Source organism: Hymenobacter volaticus (genome assembly GCF_022921055.1).
GTDB lineage: Bacteria > Bacteroidota > Bacteroidia > Cytophagales > Hymenobacteraceae > Hymenobacter > Hymenobacter volaticus.
Window position 1 is genome coordinate 4,907,844 of sequence record NZ_CP095061.1, and the last position, 26,687, is coordinate 4,934,530.

22 protein-coding genes are annotated in these 26,687 nt (G+C 52.1%); 8 read left to right on the forward strand and 14 right to left on the reverse strand.

Annotated features, from left to right (window positions below; translation table 11 throughout):
- Positions 1–30: 30 nt before the first annotated feature.
- The gene (locus MUN86_RS21430) at positions 31–1,776 is read right to left on the reverse strand and encodes a putative glycosyltransferase family protein (protein ID WP_245120020.1); all 1,746 of its coding nucleotides are present in this window, start codon (positions 1,774–1,776) and stop codon (positions 31–33) included.
- Between the two features lie 118 nt (positions 1,777–1,894).
- On the opposite strand from MUN86_RS21430, the gene MUN86_RS21435 reads away from it, so the two are divergent.
- Together MUN86_RS21435 and MUN86_RS31325 are read left to right on the forward strand one after the other, a co-directional pair.
- The gene (locus MUN86_RS21435; protein WP_280640554.1) at positions 1,895–3,034 is read left to right on the forward strand and encodes an aldehyde dehydrogenase family protein; all 1,140 of its coding nucleotides are present in this window, start codon (positions 1,895–1,897) and stop codon (positions 3,032–3,034) included.
- Positions 3,001–3,342, forward strand: a complete 342-nt coding sequence (locus MUN86_RS31325; RefSeq protein ID WP_280640555.1) for an aldehyde dehydrogenase family protein — start codon at positions 3,001–3,003, stop codon at positions 3,340–3,342. The genes MUN86_RS21435 and MUN86_RS31325 overlap by 34 nt, the downstream gene beginning before the upstream one ends.
- Before the next feature lie 53 nt (positions 3,343–3,395).
- Here the strand turns inward: MUN86_RS31325 and MUN86_RS21440 are convergent, their stop codons facing one another.
- On the reverse strand, positions 3,396–4,841 hold the full coding sequence (locus MUN86_RS21440) for an energy transducer TonB (RefSeq protein WP_245120021.1): 1,446 nt from the start codon (positions 4,839–4,841) through the stop codon (positions 3,396–3,398).
- A 297-nt stretch (positions 4,842–5,138) separates the two neighbouring features.
- Between MUN86_RS21440 and MUN86_RS21445 the strand changes: the two genes are divergently transcribed.
- Positions 5,139–5,876 (forward strand): hypothetical protein, encoded by a 738-nt coding sequence (locus MUN86_RS21445; RefSeq protein WP_245120022.1) that lies wholly within the window; start codon positions 5,139–5,141, stop codon positions 5,874–5,876.
- A 378-nt stretch (positions 5,877–6,254) separates the two neighbouring features.
- Here the strand turns inward: MUN86_RS21445 and MUN86_RS21450 are convergent, their stop codons facing one another.
- Positions 6,255–7,787 (reverse strand): OmpP1/FadL family transporter, encoded by a 1,533-nt coding sequence (locus MUN86_RS21450; RefSeq protein WP_245120023.1) that lies wholly within the window; start codon positions 7,785–7,787, stop codon positions 6,255–6,257.
- 62 nt (positions 7,788–7,849) lie between these two features.
- Positions 7,850–9,241 (reverse strand): hypothetical protein, encoded by a 1,392-nt coding sequence (locus MUN86_RS21455; RefSeq protein ID WP_245120024.1) that lies wholly within the window; start codon positions 9,239–9,241, stop codon positions 7,850–7,852.
- Between the two features lie 201 nt (positions 9,242–9,442).
- On the opposite strand from MUN86_RS21455, the gene proS reads away from it, so the two are divergent.
- Positions 9,443–10,918: a proline--tRNA ligase gene (gene proS, locus MUN86_RS21460; RefSeq protein WP_245120025.1), complete on the forward strand. Its 1,476-nt coding sequence runs from the start codon at positions 9,443–9,445 to the stop codon at positions 10,916–10,918.
- Positions 10,919–11,066: 148 nt separating this feature from the next.
- Here the strand turns inward: proS and MUN86_RS21465 are convergent, their stop codons facing one another.
- Entirely contained in the window at positions 11,067–11,246 is a 180-nt protein-coding gene (locus MUN86_RS21465; RefSeq protein ID WP_245120026.1) for a hypothetical protein, read from the reverse strand.
- A gap of 248 nt (positions 11,247–11,494) precedes the next feature.
- Here MUN86_RS21465 and MUN86_RS21470 point away from each other — a divergent pair, with 248 nt between their 5' ends.
- Both MUN86_RS21470 and floA read left to right on the forward strand, forming a co-directional pair.
- Positions 11,495–11,998, forward strand: coding sequence for an NfeD family protein (locus MUN86_RS21470; protein WP_245120027.1), 504 nt, complete (start codon positions 11,495–11,497; stop codon positions 11,996–11,998).
- Between the two features lie 130 nt (positions 11,999–12,128).
- Positions 12,129–13,130, forward strand: coding sequence for a flotillin-like protein FloA (gene floA, locus MUN86_RS21475; protein WP_245120028.1), 1,002 nt, complete (start codon positions 12,129–12,131; stop codon positions 13,128–13,130).
- A 184-nt stretch (positions 13,131–13,314) separates the two neighbouring features.
- Here the strand turns inward: floA and MUN86_RS21480 are convergent, their stop codons facing one another.
- The 7 genes from MUN86_RS21480 to MUN86_RS21510 form a co-directional block, all read right to left on the reverse strand.
- A complete protein-coding gene (locus MUN86_RS21480; protein ID WP_245120029.1) occupies positions 13,315–15,357 on the reverse strand; it encodes an OmpA family protein in 2,043 nt (680 codons plus the stop codon).
- Between the two features lie 859 nt (positions 15,358–16,216).
- Positions 16,217–16,639, reverse strand: coding sequence for a response regulator (locus tag MUN86_RS21485; RefSeq protein WP_245120030.1), 423 nt, complete (start codon positions 16,637–16,639; stop codon positions 16,217–16,219).
- Positions 16,640–16,823: 184 nt separating this feature from the next.
- Positions 16,824–18,527: a PAS domain-containing sensor histidine kinase gene (locus tag MUN86_RS21490; protein WP_245120031.1), complete on the reverse strand. Its 1,704-nt coding sequence runs from the start codon at positions 18,525–18,527 to the stop codon at positions 16,824–16,826.
- The gene (locus MUN86_RS21495) at positions 18,520–18,855 is read right to left on the reverse strand and encodes a circadian clock KaiB family protein (RefSeq protein WP_245120032.1); all 336 of its coding nucleotides are present in this window, start codon (positions 18,853–18,855) and stop codon (positions 18,520–18,522) included. The genes MUN86_RS21490 and MUN86_RS21495 overlap by 8 nt, the downstream gene beginning before the upstream one ends.
- A gap of 1 nt (position 18,856) precedes the next feature.
- Positions 18,857–19,189 carry a circadian clock KaiB family protein gene (locus MUN86_RS21500; protein ID WP_245120033.1) on the reverse strand — a complete coding sequence of 111 codons (333 nt, stop codon included), beginning with the start codon at positions 19,187–19,189 and terminating at the stop codon, positions 18,857–18,859.
- Positions 19,190–19,196: 7 nt separating this feature from the next.
- Positions 19,197–20,930, reverse strand: coding sequence for a circadian clock protein KaiC (gene kaiC, locus MUN86_RS21505; RefSeq protein ID WP_245120034.1), 1,734 nt, complete (start codon positions 20,928–20,930; stop codon positions 19,197–19,199).
- Between the two features lie 224 nt (positions 20,931–21,154).
- The gene (locus tag MUN86_RS21510) at positions 21,155–21,982 is read right to left on the reverse strand and encodes a hypothetical protein (RefSeq protein ID WP_245120035.1); all 828 of its coding nucleotides are present in this window, start codon (positions 21,980–21,982) and stop codon (positions 21,155–21,157) included.
- A gap of 140 nt (positions 21,983–22,122) precedes the next feature.
- Here MUN86_RS21510 and MUN86_RS21515 point away from each other — a divergent pair, with 140 nt between their 5' ends.
- Entirely contained in the window at positions 22,123–23,100 is a 978-nt protein-coding gene (locus tag MUN86_RS21515) for an isopenicillin N synthase family dioxygenase (protein ID WP_245120036.1), read from the forward strand.
- A 371-nt stretch (positions 23,101–23,471) separates the two neighbouring features.
- Positions 23,472–24,653: a chromate efflux transporter gene (gene chrA, locus MUN86_RS21520; RefSeq protein WP_245125809.1), complete on the forward strand. Its 1,182-nt coding sequence runs from the start codon at positions 23,472–23,474 to the stop codon at positions 24,651–24,653.
- 72 nt (positions 24,654–24,725) lie between these two features.
- On the opposite strand, the gene rfbA is transcribed toward chrA, so the two are convergent.
- On the reverse strand, positions 24,726–25,604 hold the full coding sequence (rfbA, locus tag MUN86_RS21525) for a glucose-1-phosphate thymidylyltransferase RfbA (RefSeq protein ID WP_245120037.1): 879 nt from the start codon (positions 25,602–25,604) through the stop codon (positions 24,726–24,728).
- 21 nt (positions 25,605–25,625) lie between these two features.
- Positions 25,626–26,633 (reverse strand): SDR family oxidoreductase, encoded by a 1,008-nt coding sequence (locus tag MUN86_RS21530; RefSeq protein WP_245120038.1) that lies wholly within the window; start codon positions 26,631–26,633, stop codon positions 25,626–25,628.
- Between the last annotated feature and the right edge of the window lie 54 nt (positions 26,634–26,687).

The window sequence follows — 26,687 nt, forward strand, 5'->3', positions numbered from 1 at the left end:
ACTGGTGCTTGCCATAAAATAGATTACGTCTCATTTAGCTGGTGGCACCAATAACACATGGTCACCTATAGTTTGCTCATGGTAGCCATAAGGCTGTAAAAGTTGACGTAAATACAGATGTACAGGCTTATCCCGATAGCCAGGATCGACGACGAAGGCTGCAGGCTGGTACCTACGTAAAAAGGCTGAAGTTTGAGCTGGGGTTGCCAGGGCCGGCGGTATTGTGTCTGGGTGAGTTTGCAGCGTGATAAGCCGCTTGATCACTGTGTCTTGTTGGAAAGCGGCGAATATTGCGGGTCTAACGCGAGCGAAGTAACCAATAGGCATCTTTTTACGGTGCCGCGCTTGGTAAAAGAATTGTTCGGTTTGTACCTGCCCAATCATGCGGTATCCATCGCTGACACCGAAAGGGATTGGAAAAAGCGTGGTTCCAGGCAGCTTCGCTACTTCGTCGTATACAATAGGAATATCAGCAGTTGTGAAGTGCATGGTTTTTGGCCAGTACTCGAATAGCATCACAACCATCAAAACCGCGCTTACCATAAGCTGCCTCGCGGGCGTCAAACGGAACTGCCATAGAGCCTCTACCGTACTGAAAACCACCAATGGTAGAAATAGCCCTATCATCATTACCCAGCGAGTAGGACAGCGGATGTTGTTGAAAAAGGGAATGTAATGCAGTAAACTAGTAGGCAGGTTAAGGGTTTCATGGCCATGGATGCGTAGCGTAGGCAAGGTTAGCATCACGAAGAAAATCAACACCCAAACCAAAGGCCGGCCGGCGTGGTCAAGATGCCGCGCCGACGTTGGGCGGTGTGGCCATACTATCATCAACAACCCTAGTACAGGCAGCAAGTAGCCTATAAACAGAATCATTTCCAGTGAACCAGGCATAGTGAATACCTCAGGATTCAGGTACATTTCCTGTGCCCACTCGAAATCCAAAAACCTACTAGTGGGTGGTGGCATGAAGTAGCTTACCACGTCACCACCCCACCACAGTCCATCCATATCGGGCACTTGCACAATGCGCAGTAGTTTGATGAAGACGTGGCTGATTGATAAAACGAGTATCACAAGTACCCATGTATACCAACGGTGCCAGTTCAGTTTACCTAGTCGTAGCCAGTACCACGAAGCATAAGCAAATGAGAAGTAGAGCAGCCCAAACGTGACATAATAATCGCAGAGCAGCGTTATTAAGCCTAGCATAAAACACCAACCTACCGCCCTATACCGCTGCACTCGCGGTAATATCTTCCCCGACCGAAACGTGAAAGCATCGAGAAACGCTATGATGTAGAAAGGCACGGTCGCCGTCAATACCAAATTGTAATGCTCAGGTAAGCGAATGAGTTTGTAAGGCGAATACGCGAAAATCACACCGGCTAGCAGGCAAAGTATCGGGTTCCGTACCCAGCGGCGACATAGCAGGTAGGCTCCCGTGCCGGAAAGTGCATAGCTCACCAATAACCCAATATTAATTGTAAGCGGCACATTGTTAAGGGCCAGATTGAGTACCCCAAGCAACGGCATGTAGGCATGCATAATCAACGAAGCTCCCCACGGGTATAGCAACCAGTCGGTATAAAATGGATTGTGGCCACTTACCACAGCTTCGCGGAAATACCAAAAGTTCCAGGCGTAGAGCAGCGAATCATGCCCTGGCACGGTAGGAAAAGCGGTAGTAAAATGGGCAGCAAGCGGCCAAGTAAATAGCACGAACAGTAGCGCGTAGAAGCCCGTGACCAGCATCAGGCGCAACCAATTTTTCATAGACAACAATCAGAGTCAAGCAAATAGTAAGTATACAGGAGGCGTTAGTTCTCGGCAAAAGTAACTGTTCAATCAAGCTAGCTTTTTACCTTGCTGTGGTCTCGCTTTTATTTCCGCCATGCTGCAACTCCAAAACTACATCAACGGTCAGCTTGTAGCACCAACCACCAGCGCTTACCTACCCAATATTGAGCCGGCAACTGGTCAAGTCTACGCTGAAATTCCGGACTCGTCGGTGGCTGATGTGGCGCTGGCTGTTGCCGCCGCAGAGGCAGCTTTGCCTGCTTGGCGTGCGTTGCCTGCTGAAGAGCGAGGCCGCCTACTAGTACGGATAGCAGAATTGCTAGAGCGAGACCTTGAGCCACTAGCCCAAGCCGAAAGCCGGGATAATGGAAAGCCTATAAGCTTGGCGCGTACCGTTGACATTCCGCGAGCGGCCAGCAACTTCGCCTTCTTCGGTACGGCAGCACAACACTTTGCTTCCGAAACACACTTTCAGGAGGGGGTAGCGCTTAACTATACTGTGCGCCACCCACTGGGTATAGTAGGCTGCATTTCGCCCTGGAATCTGCCGCTCTACCTGTTCACTTGGAAGATAGCTCCAGCTTTAGCTGCGGGTTGCTGCGTAGTGGCGAAACCCTCGGAGATTACACCGTACACTGCATTTCTGCTAAGTGAGTTGTGCATAGAAGCCGGGCTGCCAGCAGGCGTACTCAATATTGTGCATGGTACGGGGCCAAATGCAGGACAGGCCATTGTCGAGCACCCTGCTATTAAGGCCATTAGCTTTACGGGGGGCACAGCTACTGGGGCGCATATAGCACGCACAGCCGCGCCCTTGTTCAAAAAACTTTCCTTGGAGCTTGGCGGCAAAAACCCGAACATCATCTTCGCCGACTGCAACCTAGCCGAAGCTGTGCGTACCAGCTTGCGCAGTAGCTTTTCCAATCAGGGCCAGATATGCTTATGTGGCTCACGCATTTTCATCGAGCGCCCCCTATATGAACAGTTCAAAACTGAATTTTTGGCGGGGGTAGCTAGTCTCTGCATCGGGGACCCGCAGGAAACCGGCACCCAACAAGGAGCATTGGTAAGTGAAGCACACTTGCAAAAGGTGTTGGGCTATATAGCGTTAGCACACGAAGAAGGTGGTACCCTGTTAGCTGGCGGACAACGTGTAGAAGTAGAGGGTCGTTGCGCTGGGGTTACTTCTTGCAGCCCACGGTGTTCGAAGGGTTGCGACCTAACTGCCGCGTAAATCAAGAAGAAATATTCGGCCCCGTGGTCACACTCACCCCGTTTGATACCGAAGTGGAAGTACTTGCCTGGGCGAATAGCACGGAATATGGTTTGGCGGCCACCGTATGGACCAGCGACTTGAACCGGGCTCACCGCGTGGCGCATGCACTGCAGAGCGGCATCGTCTGGATAAACACGTGGCTGCACCGCGACTTACGCACACCTTTTGGTGGCATGAAAAACTCGGGCGTCGGACGCGAAGGGGGCTTGGAAGCGTTGCGCTTCTTTACGGAATCACAGAGTATCACGCTGAAACTGCAGGCTTAGGCTTCCTAAAAACAGTCTTTTGACCACCTTGTTCATTAGGGCTGGTTCCTGCTTTACAGCCGTTCTAGTTGCCGCTCCAATTCTTCCAAGGTGGTTTCACGAAACTCCAGAGGAGAGCTGGTCTCTTGCCCAGTAGTGGTTTCCTGCCAAGCCATATAGGGTATCCCTCCTTGATAACGCAAGCCAACCACTACGGCACGGCGGCCAGCAGGCAGCTTACCGAACTGATATCCACCTTCTACTACCTCGCCAGTCAATACAGTTGGCGTAGCGCCTAGCACTATCAACCGTACGGTAGTAGTTTCGTCGGGAGCAGGAGCGGCCACGAGCGTAGTACTACTGCCACTCAAAGGACGATCTACATTCAACCAGCCTAGCTGTGAGCAGTGAAATACGTATCGGTCGGTGGGAGTTGATTCGGTTGGTTCCTCGGCGGCAACTGCTGGTTCGGGAGAAGATGCGGTGCTGGCCGTTAGGTTGAGGCGGGTGGTATCGGTGCTGAGTTGGCCGGGCTGGAATGAGAAACGAATCGGCAATACCATCTTTACTTTCACGAACTCGCCGTTGCGCTGGCCAGGAGTCCAGTGACCCGACGTTTGGCGCAACACCCGCAGCACCTCTTCGTCGCAGCCGTGCCCGAGGCCCCGTAGAATGTGTGGCTTCTGTATCCGGCCGCTTTCATCGACCACAAAAGACGCAAATACCACTCCCTGCGTCTGACTTACCAGCGCTTCGTGCGGATACTGAACGAGGCGGTTGATATCGGCTGGTCCGCTGCCGTATGCGGGCATTGGGCGGGCATCGGTATAGATGATAGTTTCGAGGGAAGAGGGCGCTTCGGCTTCGGGGGCCGCAACCCAACGTACGGGCATAGCGCCTTGCCCGTAGTAGAGGCGCATGTTGGGAAGCGGTTGGCCTTGGGACGCTGGCATTTCCAAACGCAACGTGCGGCCAGCGGCTACCTGCAGAGGCTGCCCAGCAGCGGTGGCCCGCACTTGCACCATACCAGCACTTTGCAGTGGCTCAGCGTCGGTGGTGAGCGTAGTTAGATTAGTGAGTACCATCTCGGCAGGCGTGTAACACTCTTTTAGCTCCACCCACACTGGTCCTGTAGCCGGACGCTGGTTGGCGTCTACCAGTGTCCCAGCTGCCAGTCGCAATACGGTGCCTGTACGTCCACGCACTTCTGCTGCTTGGGTTGGGTCTATCTTAAAATACTCGCTGGCTTTACGGGTCAGGTCTAGCAAGGTCGCTTCACCGGGCGGTAGACTGGTATCTAATCCGGCTGGTGCCTGCCGCACACTTCGGTATACAATAAGCGGAGCACGCGGATTAGTGCGCTTAGTAAGGCGGTGCCAATCGCGCCGAACAGAAGTGGTATCGGCAGCGCCGACAGGATTCGCCAATGAATCAAGAGCAAGTGTGTCGGCGAGGGCAGGAACTGTGTGCTCGGTACGAGCAGGCTTGTCGGGCTGGCAACCACTGACTGCAGCCAGCATACAAGTACCTAAAAGATATAAATAGGGTGTCCGAAACGTGGGCATACCGCGAACTACGGTAAAATTTTACAAGACCCACTCGTTTTTTGCACCTTTCTTATACCTATATGTAAAAAATAATTTCACTAGCATATTTCAGCCAGGATTTTTACCGTTAATAGGGTAGTCTATAATTACTGCCTTAGAGTTATTTGCAACCTCAATACTATTTGTTATTCTGTATGCAATGCTCACTGTTCACTTTGTTCTAAGCATCTGACTTCGTGTCACCCGCAAATTCCGACCTTTGCCAATACTATGCGTTTTTACCTGCTTTTGCTTCTATTTGCTTCTGCCCTGCTAACGTCCTGCACTCTTGACGATGAGTCTGGTCCGCGTATTGACTTGGTAGGTGGCTCCCGCTTTTTATCTGCCAGCCGGACGGTTACCACTTCTGCTAATAGTGTTGCTCTCGCTGATACATTCGCGACCCGCGTTTTTGCTGAAAGACGAGACGACGGTGCTGAGTTAAGCCGTATGCTTATTGTAGTGCAATACTCACCTACGCCCTACCCGTATGTCTATCCAACTACTACCGCTTTCAATCCTGATAGCATACCGACAGAGCCCGCATCTATCGTGTATCTGGATACAGTCTTGACCGGACCACAGCGTCAGTCTGTGGCTTTTCAGTTCAGGACCAACATGCGTACTACCTCTGGACGTGAAAAGTGGGTTTTCAGCGCTTTTGATGCAGATAATAAAGAGAAAGAGCGCAGTTTCACGCTCGTTATGCGCAACAGCGACTCAGCTCGCATTGCCTATCATCGTTACGCTGTTCTACTGCCAGCTTTTACCACCCCTTATTCTAACAGCAGCCTAGCGTTATTACCAGGCCTAACTTTGCCCTCAAGTGCCTTGCGGGGGCATCCTGAAAATCAAGCACTTATTGATCTAGCGTACCTACCACTAGCCAACGGAGACAGAGCCCTAGCGGCCCCAACGACCTTGAGCTTATACGCACTAACGGGTTATTCAAAGCTAACAACTGGATAACACGCCGAAACACATTGCTACGTGGTACTGACTTGGATTCTGTTCGTTTCGCTAACACCGCTACATCGGGAGAATTCCAAACTGTTTTTAACAGTGGGCAAGTCTTGCCATCTGTTACTCGCACCGGGGCTCTGAGGGCTAGAGGAACAGGAAGAGTATTTGCATTCAAAACCGATGGAAATCCAGCTAAGTATGGGCTTATTTTCATTCAATCTTTTCTTACTACACCTACTCCGGCCATTAAACTTCAGGTGCGCATCGCTAAATAAGACAGCAGTTTTGCCCTTGGAGCTTATCAAAGCAAAAGCCCACCTTCAAATGAAAGTGGGCTTTTACTTTATTTACCTCACGAGTAGTTTCAATTTCCTCAACTAGGGATTAGAATAGAAAGCCGGCTGTAATGGTGGTAGTGAAACGATTAGCATCAACCACAACTTCAGGCGTATCCTCGAGTCTAGGCATAACATAAGGATTGTAGTAGCGCTTAGCCGTATTGTAAACGCCAGCTAAGTCCAAGAAGAAGTTCTTCTGCCGTAAGCCTACGCCACCTGTATAGTAGCTCTGTGACCGGTCGCGGGTATTTGCTTTGTACGGGTCGCCGTAGTGCGCAAACCCTGCCCGGAATCGGAATATATCGTAGCGCAACTCGCCTCCCAACCGCAGGTTCACTGCCGACTGATACAAGGCCTTAACGTCGTCATTATCGTCTCCAAAATCATAAACACTGCTTGCGCCCGCGTCGTTGGTGTTGTCGTTGTTCAGGCGAGCTTGACCATAATTCACGTACTCAACGTCGCCACTCAAGAAACCATGCTTACCAATTACTACGGCAGCGCCTCCCGAAGCTCGGAAAGGAGAAGTTAACCGATAATCGAAGGTGCCAGGATCGGTAGCAGCATTACCAGAAGAATACGTTTTGCCTTCTATGGTGATGGGTGTATCGTAAACCACATTCAAAGAAGACGAATACGTTTCCGACAAGCTATGCAAGGTCGGCGTTTGCACAGAAGCACCTACCCGCACCGCATCATTGACCCGGTAAATTGCGCCAATTCGAGCGTTAATTCCGCTTCCTCGGGTTTCCAGTACTTCCCGGTAGGTGAGGCTCCCAAAATTAGTACCTTCTATCTGCCCATTAGCAGGCGACGGGTCAGTAGCTGTTAGCGTACTTGTAGAATTAAAGCGGGTGCTCACAATACCAATAGCGCCTCCAATATAGAGCCGGTCGCGGTAGCTAGCGCCATACCCAATATCAAACTGGGTTTGGGAACCAGTAGTTAATACTGTTTCATCTTGGTTGAGTGAACCCAATCTGGCCTGGTCATAGTCGCTAGGTACGTAACGACCTTTAGGATCTTCTTCAGTTAAAAAAGCTTCGTAAGCCAAATCGTCAAAGTCATTGGCTTGTTCGACAGTAATACCTCTGTTGAAATAGTTTAGGATGTTGCTACCGGCCCTTGATGGCCCACCAGCAAAAGACCCCCGGTAGCGGAAGCTCTGATTGAAGTCGTTGATACGGTTTAACCCTATGGCAAGTGTTCCGCCTCTCCAAGGACTGTTATCAGTGTCGGGACGGCGGTTGGCGAAAGCAACTCCAAAATTGGCAACGTGTACACTGTTGCGACCATCGGTAGTTGTGGTGCCGTACACTTGGCTATCAGTATTCCCGATGCCGACTCCGGGCGTGAAGCTAACCTCAGAACGCTGGAAAAGGCCTAAGCCCGCGGGGTTCGTAACGAGGTTGCCCAAATCAGAGCCGACGGCCACATTAGCGCCTCCAACACCTAATGAGCGAGCAGTACCGGAAGGTTGGGTTTGCGAAAAGCGAAGCGCATCCGTTGCGTATTGGGCAAAGCTGTGGCTAGCCGGGCTCAGCAGAGCCACGGCAAGCCAGTATTTCAGATTTTTCATTTGAGGAAAGAGAAGGTAGGCCTCTTAGGCCCGTCACAAATCAGGTTCTGAACAAGAACGTATTAGTCGCGCCCACGGCCACGGCCGCCGCCACCTCCGCTGTTACCGCCGCCACTGTTGCCTCCTCCGCTATTACCCCCTCCACTTGAAGGGAAGGAAGAGCTGCTGCGTGATGGCTCGGAGTAAGTGCGCTGAGGTGCCTCGTACGAACGGGTAGGCTGCTCGTATGTCCGCTGAGGTGCTTCGTATGTGCGCTGACGACGCACTGGTTGCTCTGCCGTCTGGCCGCCACTGCTTTGATTGGTATTCAGCTCGCTGAACCGCGTCCGGCGTGGCTGCGAGTACTGAGGCTGCGTAGACTGCTGGATAGACCCGTCGTTTACATTGCCAACAGCTTCTGTGGCCCGCCGACGTCCCCGGCTTTCGTACGAAGGCTGTGCAATAGTACCTCCGTTGTTGATTTGCTCGATGGCATTTGCGTTCTGCCGGTATCTGCCAGCGCGGCCCGTTACTTGCTGATCCGTCACGTTGCCCGCCTCACGACCACCTGTACTAACTTCCGATGGAACACCGCCTAGCGTACCAGCGTCTGCTGAGCGCGAACGGCCTCGGCCTGATGGTTGAGCTACACCACCGTTGTCCGTGATACCACCTGTAGAGCTACGCCCACCAGTAGGAGCAGCAACACCGCCTTCGCTGATTGCACGGCTGCGCGAACCCGTAACATTGCCAGTACCTACACTGCTGCGGCCAGCCGTGCCAGCTTCTGCACTACGGCCGTCGCGGGCACCATAGCGCACGTTACGCCCTGAGCCTGAGTTACCACCGTAATAATTGTTGACGTTGTAGTAATTGTTGTACCCGTAGCCACCATAACCATAGCCACCGTAGCCGCCATATCCACCATAACCATAGTAGTTATCGAAGATGCTGTAGCCGCGGCCATAGCGCCATGGGTTGTAGCTCCAAGGTCTGCCAAAGCCGAAGCCGATGTTGATATTGACGTAGCTACCGAACCCACCATAGCCATAACCAGGGCTATAGAAGGGATCGTAGAAAGAGTTGCCGTAGTACGGGGAGCCGCCATACCAGAAGGGGTCGGCATACACGAAATCGTTGTAGCCATAGCCGAAGCCGCGGTAGTAGGGCTGGTGGAACCGACGAATGCGCGAGGAGTACGCATAGTCGTCATCGTAGTATTCCGTCGACTCGGTTACAGTGGAACTCTGCTTACCGTCGGCGGCATAATCCGGATTGGAAATTTCGTCGCCTGACTCTGCTTCTGTGGTCGGCGTAGTGTTAGCTACCGATGCTGTAGCGTTGTGTGTAGTACGATCCTGAGACGAATAATAAACGCCGTCATTCTCCGTAGTGGAAAGGGCGCTAGTGCCAGCACATCCACCCAACGTAAGCAGGGCCAAAGCGGGCAATAAGGAGGGAATGAAATTTTTCATGGCTGCTTGCGTGAATAGGAAGGCGGGCGAAGTAAAGAGCAAGTGAAGCGACGAAAGGTTGTTTGGCGTAGCAAACATTCTATAAGGTCAGGCTTCAGTTTATTTATTAACGTAATTTGGCGGCGAAACGGTGCTGTTTTGGATATGACAAATTTTAGGCCAAACCGGAACTTTTCTACTTGACCAAAGATACCCTAAAATATGAGCAAAGGTTTGCCTAAACGGAGTGAAGATTACTCACTGTGGTACAATGAGTTAGTAAAGCGTGCGGGTCTTGCCGAAAACTCCGCTGTGCGGGGCTGCATGGTCATCAAACCCTACGGCTACGCCATATGGGAAAAGATGCAGCGCACCCTTGACGATATGTTTAAGCGCACCGGACATCAGAACGCATATTTTCCGCTTTTTGTCCCCAAAAGCTTGTTTGAAGCGGAAGAGAAAAACGCCGAAGGATTTGCCAAGGAATGTGCCGTTGTAACGCATTACCGCCTCCAAACCGACCCCGACAATCCGGGCAAACTGCGCGTTGACCCCAACGCCCGCCTAGAGGAAGAACTGATTGTACGTCCTACCTCAGAAGCCATCATTTGGAGCACCTACAAAAACTGGATTCAAAGCTACCGCGACTTGCCCTTGCTCATCAACCAGTGGGCCAACGTAGTACGCTGGGAAATGCGCACTCGCTTGTTCTTGCGTACCGCCGAGTTTCTGTGGCAGGAAGGCCACACAGCCCACGCCACCGCCGAGGAAGCAGTAGCCGAAACCCGCCAGATGCTGGAAGTGTACGCCCAGTTCGCCGAAGAATGGATGGCGCTGCCCGTAGTTAAAGGCGTAAAAACCGAGAACGAACGGTTTGCGGGTGCCTTGGATACGTATTGCATCGAAGGCTTGATGCAGGATGGGAAGGCCCTTCAAGCAGGTACTTCTCACTTCTTGGGGCAGAACTTCGCCAAAGCTTTCGATGTGCAGTTCACCAATAAGGAAGGCGCTTTAGAACATGTATGGGGTACCAGCTGGGGCGTAAGCACCCGTCTGATGGGCGCTTTGGTTATGGCCCACTCTGACGATGAAGGCTTGGTGCTGCCACCCAAATTGGCTCCTATCCAAGTGGTGATTGTGCCTATTTACAAAACCGGCCAGCTCGACGAGTTGCTAGAGCGCATCCGGCCTATGCAAATGGGCTTGATTGATCGGGGTATATCTGTGAAGGTAGACGACCGAGACACCGAGCGTCCCGGCTTCAAGTTCGCGGAGTGGGAGCTGAAAGGTGTGCCAGTGCGCCTTGCCGTTGGCATGCGCGACTTGGAGAACGGTACCGTAGAAGTAGCGCGCCGCGATACCAAAGAGAAAATGAATATGCCGCTGGCTGACATCGTAAACAACGTAGCCGCGCTGCTCGACGATATCCAAACCAGCATCTACCAAAAAGCTCTCAAGTTTCGGGAAACGCACACCCACCGCGTCGATACATACGAGGAGTTTAAGCAGGCCCTAGAAGGTGAAGGTGGCTTCGTGGTCGCGCACTGGGACGGTACTACCGAAACCGAGGAGCGCATCAAGGAGGAAACCAAAGCCACCATCCGTTGCATGGCTCTTGCCGAACCCGACGAGGACGGTGTAGACATGCTAACAGGCAAGCCCTCGAAGCGCCGCGTACACTTCGCCCGCGCCTACTAGGCCACCGCGCCCCGCGACTTTCCTTCACAAGAAAGCCCCGCTGCAACTTTTGTAGCGGGGCTTTCTTGTGAAGGAAAGCCTAGTTACTGTGCAGCTGTAATGGCAGTAGCTAGCTCTTCATCCGACAGGCTGTCGAACCAATCCTTCTCTAATTCAAGCCGGACTGTTTGAGCTCCCCGCTAGGCGTGCATACAACGGGCACGCCCCCGGCGTCGGTTTCACTGAGTTTAGTGGCTTCGGCGGCAGCACTGCTGTCTACACCAGCGTAGGCTTGCACGCAGGTCCAAGTGGTGTTATGTTGGTCGGTTACTTCGCGTTGCTTCATCATAGGCATCACTACGCACCGTGAGAGGGAAAGTCAGGAAGCTTTGTTGGAATATTTTTCTTGCCAACAGCAATTGAAGGCCGATCAACTTTGGTACTCACCACCCACTGCTAGGCGTTTAGCCTATGGCACGAGACGTGGGTATGGACTGTTATAAATAGCAGCGCCTTATCAAGATAGTATGCCCCGACCTGCTACTACGTTCTGCGCAATCTTTCTGCGTATCTTTTCACCTCCAACCACTTACTGCTATGGAACTGCTTGTATGGACCCGCTTGCCATTGCCTATGGACTGGCTTACCATCGCCTTGCTGCTCTTGTTCGGCCTGCTGTTTCTGGTGGCTGAGGTTATTTTCATTCCAGGCACTACGGTGGTTGGCCTGATCGGCTTTGCGTTGCTAGCGGCCGGTATTTGGTTCGGCTACCGCGACCTGGGCGCTGGTACCGGCCATATTCTACTCGTTGCCTCGTTGGCTGCCACGGGAATACTGGTATACATCGGCCTGCGGCCGCGGAATATAAGCCGCGTAGCCCTCAACGATGTCAACAACTCTCATGTGCGGGATGTGCGGCTGCCAGATGTACTGCCCGGAACCGTCGGCCGTACGTTATCGGCTCTTCGGCCAGCGGGCACGGTACTGTTCGAGGATGACCGCCGTGAGGTAACTACCCGCGGCGAGTATGTAGCGGCCGGCACGGAGGTGCGGGTACTACGCATCGAGCAAAATCGAATTGTGGTGGAAAGTGTCGCATAAACTTTAGCTTAGCTCCACTATAGTTCAATAGTGCCGCCTCACAACAGCCTCATGTTGGGCGGCATACCCGCTGGTTTACTACAACTCGTCTCATACTCGGCACGTGCCGAGCAAGCTTATTCTGTAACCGATGGACTTTCCCCTCTTTCCGCTTATCATTGGAGCCATTGTTCTGTTGGTCTTCCTTTATTTCTTCCCCATTAGCCTCTGGATAACGGCGGTATTTTCGGGGGTGAGCGTGAGCTTGTTTCAGTTGGCATTCATGCGGGTTCGGAAAGTGCCGCCTTCTCTTATTGTCAATTCGATGATAACGAGCACCAAGGCGGGTTTAGCGCTGACGGCCAACGATTTGGAAACGCACTACTTGGCAGGCGGCAACATTCCTAGCGTAATAAAGGCCCTGATCTCAGCAGATAAAGCCAATATTCCCCTCACCTTCAAGCAAGCCACTGCCATCGACCTGGCCGGCCGTGACGTATTTGAAGCGGTTACGACGAGCGTCAATCCGAAAGTGATTAACACGCCTAATGTAGCAGCCGTAGCGCAGGACGGGATTCAGCTTATCGCCAAAGCCCGCATTACGGTACGCGCCAACATCACGCAATTGGTAGGCGGTGCTGGCGAAGAAACTATCCTGGCCCGGGTAGGTGAAGGCATCGTAACCAGCATCGGCTCGTCGAAGTCGCATAAGGAAGTGCTCGAAAACCCCGACAAGATTTCCAAACTAGTACTTAGCAAAGGGCTAGATGCGGGTACGGCCTTCGAAATTCTCTCCATCGACATTGCTGATATCGACATCGGAGAAAACATTGGAGCCAAGCTCCAGATAGACCAAGCTACTGCCGACCTGAAAGTAGCTGAAGCCAAGGCCGAAGAACGCCGGGCCATGGCCGTAGCTGTGGAACAAGAAAACCGCGCCAAAACGCAGGAAGCCAAAGCCCGCGTGGTAGAAGCCGAAGCCGAAATTCCGAAAGCCATGGCTGAAGCTTTCCGCTCCGGCAACCTCGGCATAATGGACTACTATAAGATGCGCAACATCCAGTCCGACACTGACATGCGCGACTCCATTGCTAACCCCGGAAACCAAAGCAGCAGTGGTAAACCTGGCCGCGACGAGACGCGGCTATCCTAACATTTCTTAAAGTAATGGCAGCACAGCCGTATGGTTGTTCACGCTCACAATTGAGTGCAACAGCCAGCTAGCAAGCGGCGCGGCGCACTCAATAAGGTAGCGTTACCCCATAAGAAAAGGCCGCCCGAGCAATGCTTGGGTGGCCTTTTCTTGTAGAAGCCACATGTCTATAAGAGTTGGGGTTCTACTTCTTGGTAATTCGGAACTCGACGCGCCGGTTGAGCTTGCGGGTTTCTTCCTGATCGTTGCTGGCAATTGGCTTAGTATCTCCGAAGCCTTCGACGGTGATACGGCTGCTGGAAATGCCTTTCGACACGAGGTATTTCTTTACCTCATTCACGCGGTCCTGGCTCAGCTTAAGGTTGAGGGCTGGGTCGCCTTGGTTGTCGGTGTGGCCTTCAATCTTGATTTCGACCGTGGTATACTCCTTCAGCGTCCGGATCAAGCGTTGTAGCTCCGGGTATGAATTCTCACGCAGATAATATTTGCTCTGCGAGAAGAAAATGTTGTTCAGCTTAATCGTCTGACCTACAGCGAATGGCACCAGATACAGATCCTGCTTCACCTCGGAGTAGTTCTGACGGTCCGTTACGTCGAGGTTGTCGGACTCAGCGAGGTAGTTAGGGGATTCGGCGCGGTACCCGTAGTGAACTCCGGAAGGCAGCACAATGGTATAGGAACCATCGACGGGACTAGTCTCGGCCACTCCTATTTCCTCGCCCGTAAGCAAGTTCTCGTAGCGGATAGTGGCAGTTACCGGCTTTTTGGTTGCTGCATCAAGGACTTGCCCACGCACCAGCGTTACCACTTCTGGCTTGAATTGAGGCGTAAGGTTGATCCGGAAGATGTCCTTGGAATTACCGGTTCCGTTGCGCGACGACACCAAATAAGCCTCCTCCCCCGCAGCCGATACCACATAGTAGGCATCGAAGTCTGGTGAGTTCACGCTAGGACCCAGGTTGCGGGGCTTGGTCCAGTTAGTCCAGCTGTCGTCGAGGCGCTTGGAGTAGAAGATATCACTCTTGCCGTAGCCACCGTGTCCTTCCGATGCGAAGTAGAGCGTTTTGCCATCGGCCGCCAGGAAAGGCGCAAACTCCGGCTTTTTGGTGTTGATGCTGGCTCCAAGGTTGATCGGACGGCCCCACGTTTTGCCGTCAGCCTTACGGAGCGTCACGTAGATATCCTGTTCCCCCTGGCCATCCTTACGCTGCACCGCCATCAGCAGCACTTTACCGGAGGTCCCCAGGAAATAATCTACGTTTTCCGGGTCGTCGTTGTAGAAATCGTCGATGAATATCTTCTGTGGCTTGCTCCAACCCGTTTTAGTCCGTCTAGACAAACTCAGCCCTTTCGGGTCCAGAGAGCCGTCTTCGTTGTAGACGTTGATCAGCACGGCAGAATTTCCATCCGATGACACTGATGCCAGACCGTTGGGACCAGGGGTATTGATAGGAGCCCCAATGTTTTTGGCTGGATTCCAGGAATTGTTCTTGGAGTTAACCTGCGTCGAGTACCACACGTCCTGCACGTCGTTGGCGCCGCCCACGTTCTGCGGACTTTCCTGCCGGGCAAAGAACAGCGTGCGGCCGTCGGGCGAAATAACGGGGTGCGTATCAACGTACTTGGAGTTAACGTTGGGACCCAGGTTCACCATAGCCGAGTCGAACTTTACGCTTTCGGCCTCGCCCTTAAACTCTTTTTTGACCATGGTTTCGGCCACGTCGGCAATGCCGATGGCGTCAATCTGGTTTACCCCATTCACGGCTTTAGTGTTCATGGTCACCACCACCCCGATGGTACGATAGGTACCCGGCGAAAATGTGATTTGCAAAGAACGGAACTGCTCGGGAATCGGTCCGGGGCTTTCGTTTTGGTAGACTTCGTGCTTCTGGCCTCGGGTATCAACCAGCTCGATTTTAGATACCGAGCCCGGATTGAAGTTTTCCACTACTGTGACTTGCTTGGCAACGAGCGACTTACCAAAGCGTACCTCAATGAATTCGTTGTTGCTTTCCTTTCTTGGAATCCAGGCTTCGTTGCTGACCTGCCCTAATGGCTGCGCATTGGGTTCACCCAATACTTTCTCTGGTGAGAAGTCTTCTTTCCCTTCTGCTTTCTGCGACGATACGGCCACCACTTTGCCCGCCCAAACGGCGTGCTGTGCTTGTACGCCTCCAGAAACTCCTCCTACTATCCCCACCAACAGCACTACATTCTTTATTCTCATAAGCTGACTGGCAAAACAAGAGCCTGTGTCCACGTCTAGGTCCTTAAGATAATTAGAGCTAAAGAGACGCTGGAGGGAGGCGCGAAGTTTCTATTATAAATTTAAGCGAGGACAAAGGTAGCAATAGAGGCTACTACAGCATGTAAATTTTGACTAATATCCGATTCTACTCGACGGTTGCTGTGCTCAGGGCGCCGAAGTAACTTGCTTGTCTTCACCTAACAGCCCGCTTTTGCACGCGGCCGATGCTGATCAGTTAAGAGAACCTGATAATTGCATCTTATGAAGTCAACTCTACTGACGTAAGTGCACCTCATGAAGCAACCGAGGGAAGCGGACCACTCGGCGCGCTGTAAGTCTTTGCTGGCTCGGCATTCAGTTGGCCTTGTGCTTGCCGCCGGTAGCGGGCGCAGAGCCTTGTAGATGCTGGCAACATGCAATATGCTGCTAATGCGCACCATAGTTACTCTTCCTCACCGTTGCTTTTGTTTCGGCCACATCGAGTAGAGTGAGCACCCACGGCTTTAGTGGGATTCTACGCTATGACTGGAATGGTTACCGGGTCTGCCGACCAGGCACAGCTTACGCTTGGCTGTCGGTTTGTAGAGCAGCACAATTTGTGTACTTACTACCACCCCAGCACTGGCTCCTTCGTTGGAATTAGTTACACTGCCGACTTGGCTCAAACCACCAGCCATCTCTACCCTACTTTTAGTGACTCTAGCTTGGCGGGCATAACAGTGGTGAGCAGGAATTCACTTTGTGTTGCAGACTTACATTACTAAGTTAAATACCAGTATTACATCCGGTGACACTTATTACTGACCAGTTCTTTTATGCACACAGCTCTACTGAATAGTTAGTTGCTAGGAAGTTGCGAACTAAAATGAGTGCGCATGATGCCTTCTACTTTCTCCTTGGTCAAAGGTTTGTTGAGCAGACCGGCAATAGGAAGCTTCTCTAACCGGCTAACATCCTGCGGGTGTAAGGAAGTGGTCAGCATCACGATAATTATAGCTTGCTTTTGAAGCTGCGGCAACTGGTCGAAAGCTTCTAGAAATTCGAAACCATTCATGACCGGCATCTTAACATCCAACAAAATCAGAATCGGCTGGTCTTCACTTGCGTTTTCGCTGTGGATTTGCAACTGCTGCAACGCTTCGGCTCCGTTAAGCGCTACTACTAGCTTATCCGCTACGTTTAGTCGCTTCAGGAGCAGCTGGTTTAAATAGTTGGTCGTCTGGTCGTCGTCGACTAATAAGACACAGCTAAGTTTGGGCATGAGTGGATTCTGTATAAAATGACTAAACCTCTTGGCAAGTACGAATTATATTGCTGCTCCTGTGAAGTTGCGGTTAAGGCAGCGTAACCCCAGGAGCAAAACGCTTCAAAACTGTGCTTTCACTGTTTCACTTCTCTGATCCTGGTGTCAACATCAACTACCGTCCAGTTCTCTTGTTGTTCGCTTACCTTCGCAAGTAGACTTTAAACGTGGACCCCACATCTACCTGGCTTTCCACCTCTATCCGGCCGCCAGCGTTTTCCACTATTTTCTTGACGATATAGAGTCCCATGCCGCTACCTTCCACATGGTCGTGTAGCCGCTCGAACATGGCGAAAAGCTTTTCCTTATTGGTTAGTCGCATACCAAGGCCGTTATCTTGCACCAACAGAATGGCATACTCGCCATCTGGCCAGCACTGAATTCGCACGTTTGGCACCCGCTCCGGAGAGCGGTATTTCACAGCGTTGCTGAGTAGATTGTAAATAATGCTACGCAGATTTTTCTCCGTAAAAGAAAGCGTCGGCAACTCCTGCACATCCACCTCAAGGTAAGCGCCGGCGTCGCTGATTTGTGGCAACAAATCCAGGCGCACTTCCTCGATTAGCCGGTCCAGGTTGACGGATGCTGTTGGTAAGTCGTTTTCTTTCTGCAGCTTGGTGATAGTGGTTAAGTGCTCAATGGTGCGCTTGAAACGATCCACCGATTCTTGCATCATATTCATGATGGGGCGTACCTCCTGCCCTTTGTCTGGCAATTCCATCAGCAGCGCGTGCAATAGCCCTTCGATGTTGGTAATGGGTGCTTTCAGATCATGAGAGGCCGTGTAGATGAAATTATCAAGGTCGGCGTTGGCGCGGACCAGCTGCGTATTGTTTTCCTGCAACTGCCGCTGAGCTAAGTCGATACGCTCCAGGTCCATCTTGTGCTCGTGAATATCAGTACACGTGCCTATCCACTCGATGATTTCACCGTTCGCGTTCAGGGAGGGCAATGCCCGGCTCAGCATCCAGCGATAGGTCCCATCCCAGCCCCGAAGACGAAATTCTACTTCAAACACCTCCCCAGTGCGCAGGCACTGTTGCCAACGCTCATTGGCTACTACAGCGTCGGTGGGGTGCTGATACGGTTGCCACTGGTATTGCTCGGCGCTGGCTTGTTGCCCAGTATAGTCAAACCAACGACGATTGAAATAAGTGGTTGTTCCTTCTGTATTCGCGGTCCAGGCAATCTGCGGGATGCCTTCCAGCATTCGGTTGGCCTCGGCCGCTGCTTGCTCTATTATCAAACGGGCTGCTTCCTGCAGCTTCAGTTCCTTGTTTTTGCGGTCGATTACCGCGTTCTGCTCGGTAACCAGCGCCTGAATAATTCTGATTTCCCGCTCCGCAGATAGGTCAGTTAGGATAACGGCTACCACCAAGTTGTCGTTGAAAGTCAGCACTTTCAACGACAGCGAAAGAGGTTGCAATGCTCCATCTTTGGTTTGCACCGGCAGTTCGCCCTTGCCGTGCCCGGTCCAGCTCTGTGCTAGCAGCGCGCTCCAGTATGCCTGAAAACTTGCTGGCACGAAGCTCGCAAACGAGGCGCCCATCACTTCTTCCAGCCCCCGCTGCAACCAACTCGCCAAGCAGGCATTGCAATACAAGATGGTGCCGTCGTGGTTGAGCAACATAGCGCCTTCGTTCATCTGCTCGATGAGGGTACGGTAACCTTCATCGGCGCCTTGCAGCGTGAAAATCCGGGGGCCATCGGGGCTTTGAATAGCCAGCGCATCGACGGCGCCCGTGCGCACGGCATAAATAAGGTCTTCGGCTTCTTGCAGCCGATGACGCAGGTCCTCGTTTTCACGAGCCAGGTCCAGCGAAGAAGACGAAGAAGAATCAGCCATCGGTAGGGTCAGGGTCGCTAGACGGAAGCGTGGGCAACCCCAAGGCTGTAAGTACCCGCGCCCGGTCCGACAGGTCGCCGACCAACCGCCGGACGAGGCCAGGGCGTTTTTTTATGAGGGTTGGAATGCCAATAAGTTGTTCTCCCTGTGCCAATTCGGGTTGCTGATAGATATCGACGATCAGCAACTCATGCCGACCTTTCAGGTATAACTCGCAAATTTCTTTGATGTTGCGAACAGCTCGCGTTGAGTTAGGTGTGGCACCCGTAATGTAGAGATGCAGCACGTATTCAGCACCACTTTCCGGTGGCTTTTCATTGTCCTCCATGCTATTGCGCAAGCTTGTTTCCAGCAGGCCTTATATCAAGCCCTACTAGCACTCGTTCTTCGTTTGAGAGGTCACCAATAATTTTGCGAATTGGCACAGGAACTTTCCTTACCAGCGTTGGAATGGCCAAAATTTGGTCGCCTTCAGCTAGCTGTGGGTTTACAAGTAAGTCGATAACCTCTAGTTGGTAGCGACCTTGTAAGTGTTGGGCACAGTATTTTTTCAGGTTGGCAATGGCCGCCACCGATTTTGCGGTTTGACCAGCTACGTACAAGCGCAGTTCCCAGTAGTCTTCGTTTTGACTTGGCTCGGGGGTGGCAGATTCAGTATCCATAGTAGGTCTAGGTGGTAGGTTGCTGGCCAGTTGGCTCCGGCCGGTCAGTCGCGGGTAAGGCAGGTGACGGCTTCGCCTTGGCAGTCGATTGTTGGCGGTCTTGTTCTTTGCTGTTGATCTGCCGAAATTCTTCTTCCACCGATTCGAACTCGGTGCGCAAGTTGGCAATGGTTGCCTCTAGTACCCGGCGACGGCGCTCTAGCTCCCGATCTTTGCGCTCCAACTCCTGCTGCGCGGCCGCAGCCTGCGCCTGCTCTTGCAACTGCCGCGCTAGTCGGCTTGCCCCGGTCACGATGCCCGTTGGCCCAACCACTACATCCAGCAACTGAATGCCTTGGTCGGTGATGATGAACTCCCGAACTTGATTGGAGTGCGCCATTCCGCGTGCCTTCAAAATGCTTAATCCGCGGTTCCGTTCACCTATGCCTTCCAGGTCTCGCACACTGATCCAGGTGTCTACCAGCGAAGAAACTCCTTCTTCCGTGGTATCCATTTGCAGGGTACCGCTAATCAGAGAAGTAAATAAAGCCGTGATTCCGTTGACTTTCAGAAAATCGATGAGGCGTGTGAGCATGCTTCGCACCTCTCCCACGTTGCCTACATTGATGAGGTTGCTGATTGGATCGATGATGACAGCCGTAGGTTTAAACTCGGCAACCAACTTATGAATCGTGACTAAGTGCCGCTCCAACCCATTGAGCGTAGGTCGGGAAGCTTCAATGAGCAGTCGGCCAGCCTGAACGTGGGGCTCTAAATCAATACTCACCGAGCGCATATTGCGCACCAGCTGCTGGGGCGACTCCTCGAACGCAAAATAGAGACAACGCCCATCACGCAAACAGACTTCCTGTGCAAATGCCGCCGCCAAGGTAGTTTTGGCTGTGCCAGCAGTACCCGTCAGCAAAATGCTACTGCCTTCATAGAAGCCTTTGCGGCCGAACATCTCGTCTAGTGCCGGAATGCCCGTCGACACAATTTGTTCGGAAACTTCGTGTTCGAGTTTGAGCGACGTAACTGGCAGGACAGAAATGCCACTCTCAGTAATCAGGTATGGATATTCGTTGGTGCCATGCGTGCTACCGCGGTACTTCACTATGCGCAGCCGACGGGTAGTAATTTGATCGATAACTCGGTTATCAAGCAAAATCACGCAGTCCGACACGTACTCCTCTAAGCCCTGCCGCGTAAGTGACCCTTCGCCGCGCTCAGCAGTAATTACGGTAGTCACGCCCTTGTCTTTCAACCAGCGAAACAACCGCCGAATTTCGGAGCGCAATATGGCTTGATTGGGAAAGCCAGAAAAGAGCGACTCAATGGTATCGAGTACCACGCGCTTGGCACCAATGGTATCGATGGCATAGCCCAAGCGAATAAACAACCCGTCCAAGTCGTACTCGCCGGTTTCTTCTATCTCGGATCGGTCGACGTGCACATGGTCGATGCGCAGCAGCTTCTGTTCTTGCAGGCCGGGTAAGTCGAAGCCGAGCGAAGTAACGTTAGCGGCCAATTCTTCGGCCGTTTCTTCGAACGCCATGAAGACACCAGGCTCGCCATAGTCGAGCACGCCGCGTACCAGAAACTCAATACCCATCAGGGTTTTGCCACAGCCAGCACTTCCGCAAATCAACGTTGGGCGTCCTTTGGGCAGCCCACCTTCTGTAATCTCGTCAAGCCCTATAATACCCGTCGGGGCTTTCGGTAACGAAATAAGCCCAGTGGAAGCGGCGAGATTTTCTTTCATAAAGAGAAAATGTAGCGGCCCACAACAAGTGCTGTGGGTGTCGATAATACGTAATTTAGCGGGATTTAGACGAGATGTTTAACTCTCGAAGCTTCATATCACTCGTCTGATACGCGAAGGTACGATGTTGTTGCGTACCAGTCCTTAGACTATGCCTAGCAGATATAACAGAATAAGGCTTAGTACTTAGCCCGCCAATGTAAGCCACAGCCAAACAACTGGTACTAAGGCTGAAGCGAAAAGCTACGCGTAACGGAATTGAAAGGACCAGGAATCAGTTTCCCACTGCTATCAACCAATTCCAGCTTCACCGTGTTTTCACCCATAGGCAATCCTTCCATCATGTAAGGAGCCCATTGATCGAGCATAAATTCGTTGCCGTTGATGGTAGCGCGTACCTGCGTGCCACCTGGCTCTATGTTAGTATTGACGAGGTAGAAATCGAGCATCACCTTTTGCGTGTCTTTGCCGGTGTACACGTCTTTGGGGCGGCTATAGAAGAGATGCGGCGCTTTCAGGTCGAAAGGTGTAGCGCTGGGGTCTGCTTTGCCAACTGTAACAAGTCGCAAGTCGTACGCGCCCCGATGCTTTAGGCTTTCGTGGTAGGAGCGTGAAAGGAAGGACAACACCACGTGCTGGCCATCAACTAGGTTTTTGGTGAATCCAGTTTCGTAATGCGCAGTATAAGGCTCGTTGTCAACGATATTATGAATGTGCTGCCCTTTCATGGAGTTAGCCATATCCTCGGAGTGCATACCACCACTCATTTTGGTTAAGAGGAAGTTGGTTATCTCGTATTTAAAAGGCACTGCTCCGCTCGGCACCGTAGAACCAGTAGCGGGTGTACTCAAGCGCAGTTGCGCGGTCGGGAACTTAGGCGAATCAAAAAAAGGCGTCAGGCGCAGTCCATTTTTCTCTATGCTGCCAGCGGCGCTAGAAGAACTTGAAGTCGTGGTGGTTACCGAAGTTGCTTCGGTGACTTGCTTGGCGGCGTCGCAAGCGGCCAGTCCTAATAAAAGAAGAGAAACTAGAATTCGCGTAGAAATTTGCATAGAAAAGAATTTAAAGAAAGAATCAAGAATTGGCTTGTTATGGTAAAACTTGAAGAACTGGCTTTACCTAATCAACGTTAGTTTTTTGAGTACCTTGCGTAACACATATTCATTGTTCAAAAGTATAGTGATTTTCCAAGATGGCAGACAAATTGCTGGAAGAAATTCCCTCCCTCGACCTCGCGGACTTTCGTTCCGGTGACCCGGAGCGTAAAGCTCGTTTCGTACAGCAACTCGGTGAAGCCTACCAGAACATTGGTTTTGTAGCACTCAAGAACCACGGCCTATCCGAGGAGCAGACCCAGGCGCTCTATGCTGACGTAAAAGCCTTTTTTTCATTGCCCGACGACCGTAAGCAGCGCTACGAGTACCCAGAGTTAGCTGGTCAGCGCGGCTACATCAGCAAGGGCAAAGAGCACGCCAAAGGTCGCAACACCGGCGACCTGAAGGAGTTTTATCATGTCGGACAGGAAGTGGAAGATACCGACGACCCGATTGGCAAAGAGTATCCGGCCAACGTTTGGCCTGAGGAAGTACCAACCTTCCAAAAGAGCACTTTTACCACTTACCGCACGCTGGAAGCAGCGGGTAAAGATGTGCTTCGTGCTATTGCTTTGTACCTGAACTTGCCCGAAAACTACTTTGACGACAAAGTGCGCAACGGCAACAGCATTCTGCGTCCGATTCATTATTTCCCTATCGAAAACCCAGATGCGGTACCAGCCGATGCCGTTCGGGCCGCCGAACACGGCGACATCAACCTGATTACGCTGCTGATGGGTGCTAGTGCCGACGGCCTACAGGTGAAGCGTCGCGACGACAAGTGGATTCCTATCACCGCCCTCCCCGACCAAATTGTGGTAAACGTGGGCGACATGCTGCAGCGCCTCACCAATGGCGTGTTGAAAAGCACCATTCACCGCGTAGTGAACCCACCCCGCGAAAAGATGAATTCTTCACGCTTCTCGGTGCCATTCTTTATGCACCCTCGTTCGGAAATGAGCCTTGCCGCCCTCGAAAGCTGCGTAACTCCCGATAACCCGAAGAAGGAAGCTGACATCACGGCTGGTGAGTTTTTGAATGAGCGCTTAATCGAATTGGGTCTCAAGAAAAAGTAGTTCTTAGAACTACGTTGCTAGTCGTTTTAGAGGGTTAGCAAGCTTTTAAAGAAATACCTGCCGACACTTTGCTGGCGGGTATTTCTTTTCAGGGCTACAGCAAATTTCACTTGTGCAGAGTTAATAAGAGGCCTATAGCTAAAGCTTTCACGCCATGTTGCCTCCATTGGTTCAGATAACTAAATGGTTCAGCAGTAGTAAAAAAGCAAGTAGTTCTTGGAAATAGCCAGGATTTTTTTCGCGTACTTACTATTATAAACTCGGCTGACCAACGCAAAACGACAACCGCAATTCCTATCCCACCAGTGCTTTCTACGCCACCCGCGCCGTCACCAACCGAAGTGAAGCTTAGTCCGCCGCGTGGACGCAGGCTGCGTACTCGTCGGGTGCGCGGTATCATCTTCCTCAAGGACGTTGCTGCCTTAGCTTGTACTGCATTTGGCGGTCCGCAGGCCCACACGGCCATGATGCTCCGGCTGCTCGTAGACAAGCGGCGGTACCTGACTTCCGCTGAATTACTGGAAATCATGGCGTTGTGCCAACTACTGCCTGGCCCGACTTCCACCCAAACTATTACGGCCATCGGCTTCCGACTTGGCGGCCCCAACCTAGCATACCTTACACTGTTTGTGTGGATGCTACCCGCCGTCACGATCATGACGGCGGCCGGCATGGCCATGAGCTACCTCGACAAGGAACAGGTGGCTGGTCTGGTGCAGTATATCCAGCCTATTGCCGTAGGGTTTGTAGCCTACTCGGCATATAAGATTGCCGAAAAGGTCATCCATACCAAGACGTCAGTAGCGCTGATGGTGGCAGCAGCCTTACTAGCGTACCGTTTTCAACTACCAACCGTGCTGCCCCTGTTGTTACTAGGCGGCGGCTTAGTAACTACTTTCCGCTACCGGAAGCTTACCCCCGTGGTTGATAAACAGCCGCTTCGCATCGAATGGGCCAATTTCATTTTGTGGATAGGGGTGCTGATAGGCGCGGCCGTGTTAGGGCACTACACACGGGAATTACCTGTATTGCTTTTCGAGAATTTCTATCGTAACGGCTCCTTGGTATTCGGGGGCGGGCAGGTACTAGCCCCTCTTCTATTTGCCGAATTTGTAGAGTTCAAGCATTATCTCACGCCCCCCGAGTTTCTTTCTGGCTACGGCTTAACCCAAGCCTTACCTGGACCAAACTTTGCTTTTGCCTCTTATATCGGTGCCCTATCCATGCGCGAATATGGACTAGGTGGCCAAATACTTGGCGGCTTGGTAGCAGCGGCAGGTATCTTCATGCCAGGCACACTCCTCATCTTCTTCCTGATTCGGTTTTGGGACCAACTCAAGCAGTACCGTGTCGTGAAGGCCTCTTTGGAGGGCGTGAATGCCGTATCGGCTGGGCTAGTGTGCGCTGCCGTGTTCCTTCTCTACCATCCCCTACCCGATACACCTATCAATCTAGGGCTGATTGGCGCGACCTTCATGGTCTTGCTGTGGGAGAAAGTGCCTTCCTACATGATAGTGGCAGCTGGTTTGGTAGCAGGGGTACTGTTTAACTAATAAGACTCCCCTACTGAAAAGGGCTAGTTGCAAGTTTGCAACTAGCCCTTTTCAGTAGGGGAGTCTTATTAGTTAATCCTGCATCACTAAATGCTCTGGCAATTGCATCAGATAATCGCCGTAGCCGCTCTTGCGCAATGGTTCAGCAATCTTACGGAGTTGATTGGCATCGATAAAACCTTGACGATAAGCCGCTTCCTCGATAGAACCTACTTTTAGCCCTTGGCGCTGCTCTAGCACTCGCACAAATTCACCAGCTTGCATGAGGCTTTCGAACGTGCCGGTGTCGAGCCAGGCAGTGCCCCGGCCGAGGATACCCACTTTCAGCTTGCCACGACGTAAATACTCCTGATTTACGTCCGTAATTTCGTACTCACCGCGTGAGCTCGGCTTCAAGTCGCGGGCTATCTGGATTACGTCGTTGTCGTAGAAGTAGAGGCCAGGTACTGCGTAATTGCTTTTGGGCTCTTTAGGCTTTTCTTCGATGCTAAGTGCTTTTCTGTCGGCATCGAACTCCACTACCCCATACCGCTCGGGGTCGTGCACGTGATAAGCGTACACAACGCCCCCGTCCGGGTTGTTGTTAGCTTTCAGTAACTCTTCCATGCCTTCGCCGTGGAAGATGTTGTCACCGAGCACCAAAGCCACTTTGTCGTCGCCAATAAAATCAGCGCCTAGCACGAAAGCTTGGGCGAGTCCGTTGGGCACCTCTTGAATGGTGTACTGGAAGTTGCAGCCCAATTGTTTGCCATCGCCGAGCAATTTTTGGAACTGTGCTTGGTCGTGGGGCGTGGTGATAATGAGAATGTCTTTGATGCCGGCCATCATCAAAATCGAAAGCGGATAATAAATCATCGGCTTATCGTAGACGGGCATGAGCTGCTTGCTGACAGCCAGGGTAAGCGGGTGCAGACGAGTACCGGAACCGCCGGCGAGGATGATACCTTTCATGTAGAATGGTTGAACTACCAACTAGTTTCTAACTGCAATAAACTCTTCGTTGGCCTTAAACCACGCCAGCGTTTGTTGCAAGCCTTCTCGGATGCGGATTTGCGGATCATAGCCAAGTAACGTTTGGGCTTTACTGATGTCAGCTAGAGAATCGCGAATATCACCGGGACGGTCAGGTCCGTATTCGGGAGTGATAGTAGAACCGGCTTCTTCCTTCAGGATGTTGAACAGGTCGTTGAGGGAAGTGCGGTCGGCTACGGCAATGTTGTAGACTTGGTTTACTGCCTCCGGATTCTGCACTAACGCTGCCTTAATATTGGCTTGCACGCAGTTTTCTACGAAGGTAAAATCCCGGGTCTGGCCACCGTCGCCATTCATGCGCGGCGGTTTGCCTTCTAGCACTGCGTCAATGAAGAGTGGAATAACGGCCGCATAGGCTCCATTAGGATCTTGGCGCGGGCCAAAGATGTTGAAGTAGCGCAGCCCAATAATCTCCATGCCGTACGTTTTACCAAACACATCAGCATACAGTTCGTTGGCGTACTTGGTAACAGCATACGGGGAAAGAGGCTTGCCAATCCGGTCTTCTACTTTTGGCAAGGCTTTGTGGTCGCCGTAAGTGGACGAGGAAGCAGCGTACACGAACCGCTTAATACCTGCCTCTTTCGCTCCAACCAGCATGTTCACGAAACCGCCCACATTCACGTCGTTGGTGGTGATAGGATCGTTGATGGAACGTGGTACGGAGCCCAAAGCCGCTTGGTGTAATACGATATCGATGCCGCGGCAGGCGTCCACGCAAGTTTGCCGGTCCCGAATGTCGCCTTCAATAACACGTAGCGTCGGATTGCCTTCAAACAACGCCACGTTCTTGCGAAAGCCATTGGAATAGTTGTCGAGCACGCGCACCTCTTTGGCGCCGTATTTCAACAGATACTCAACTAGATTAGAACCAATAAAACCGGCCCCTCCTGTCACCAGGAAAGCTAGGTTGTCAAGCGGCTGGTCGTGAAAAGGAATGTTGTACACTAGGGTAATAGGCTAGTTAATGATGAGTTGGCGTACTAACGATGAGTGGATGTG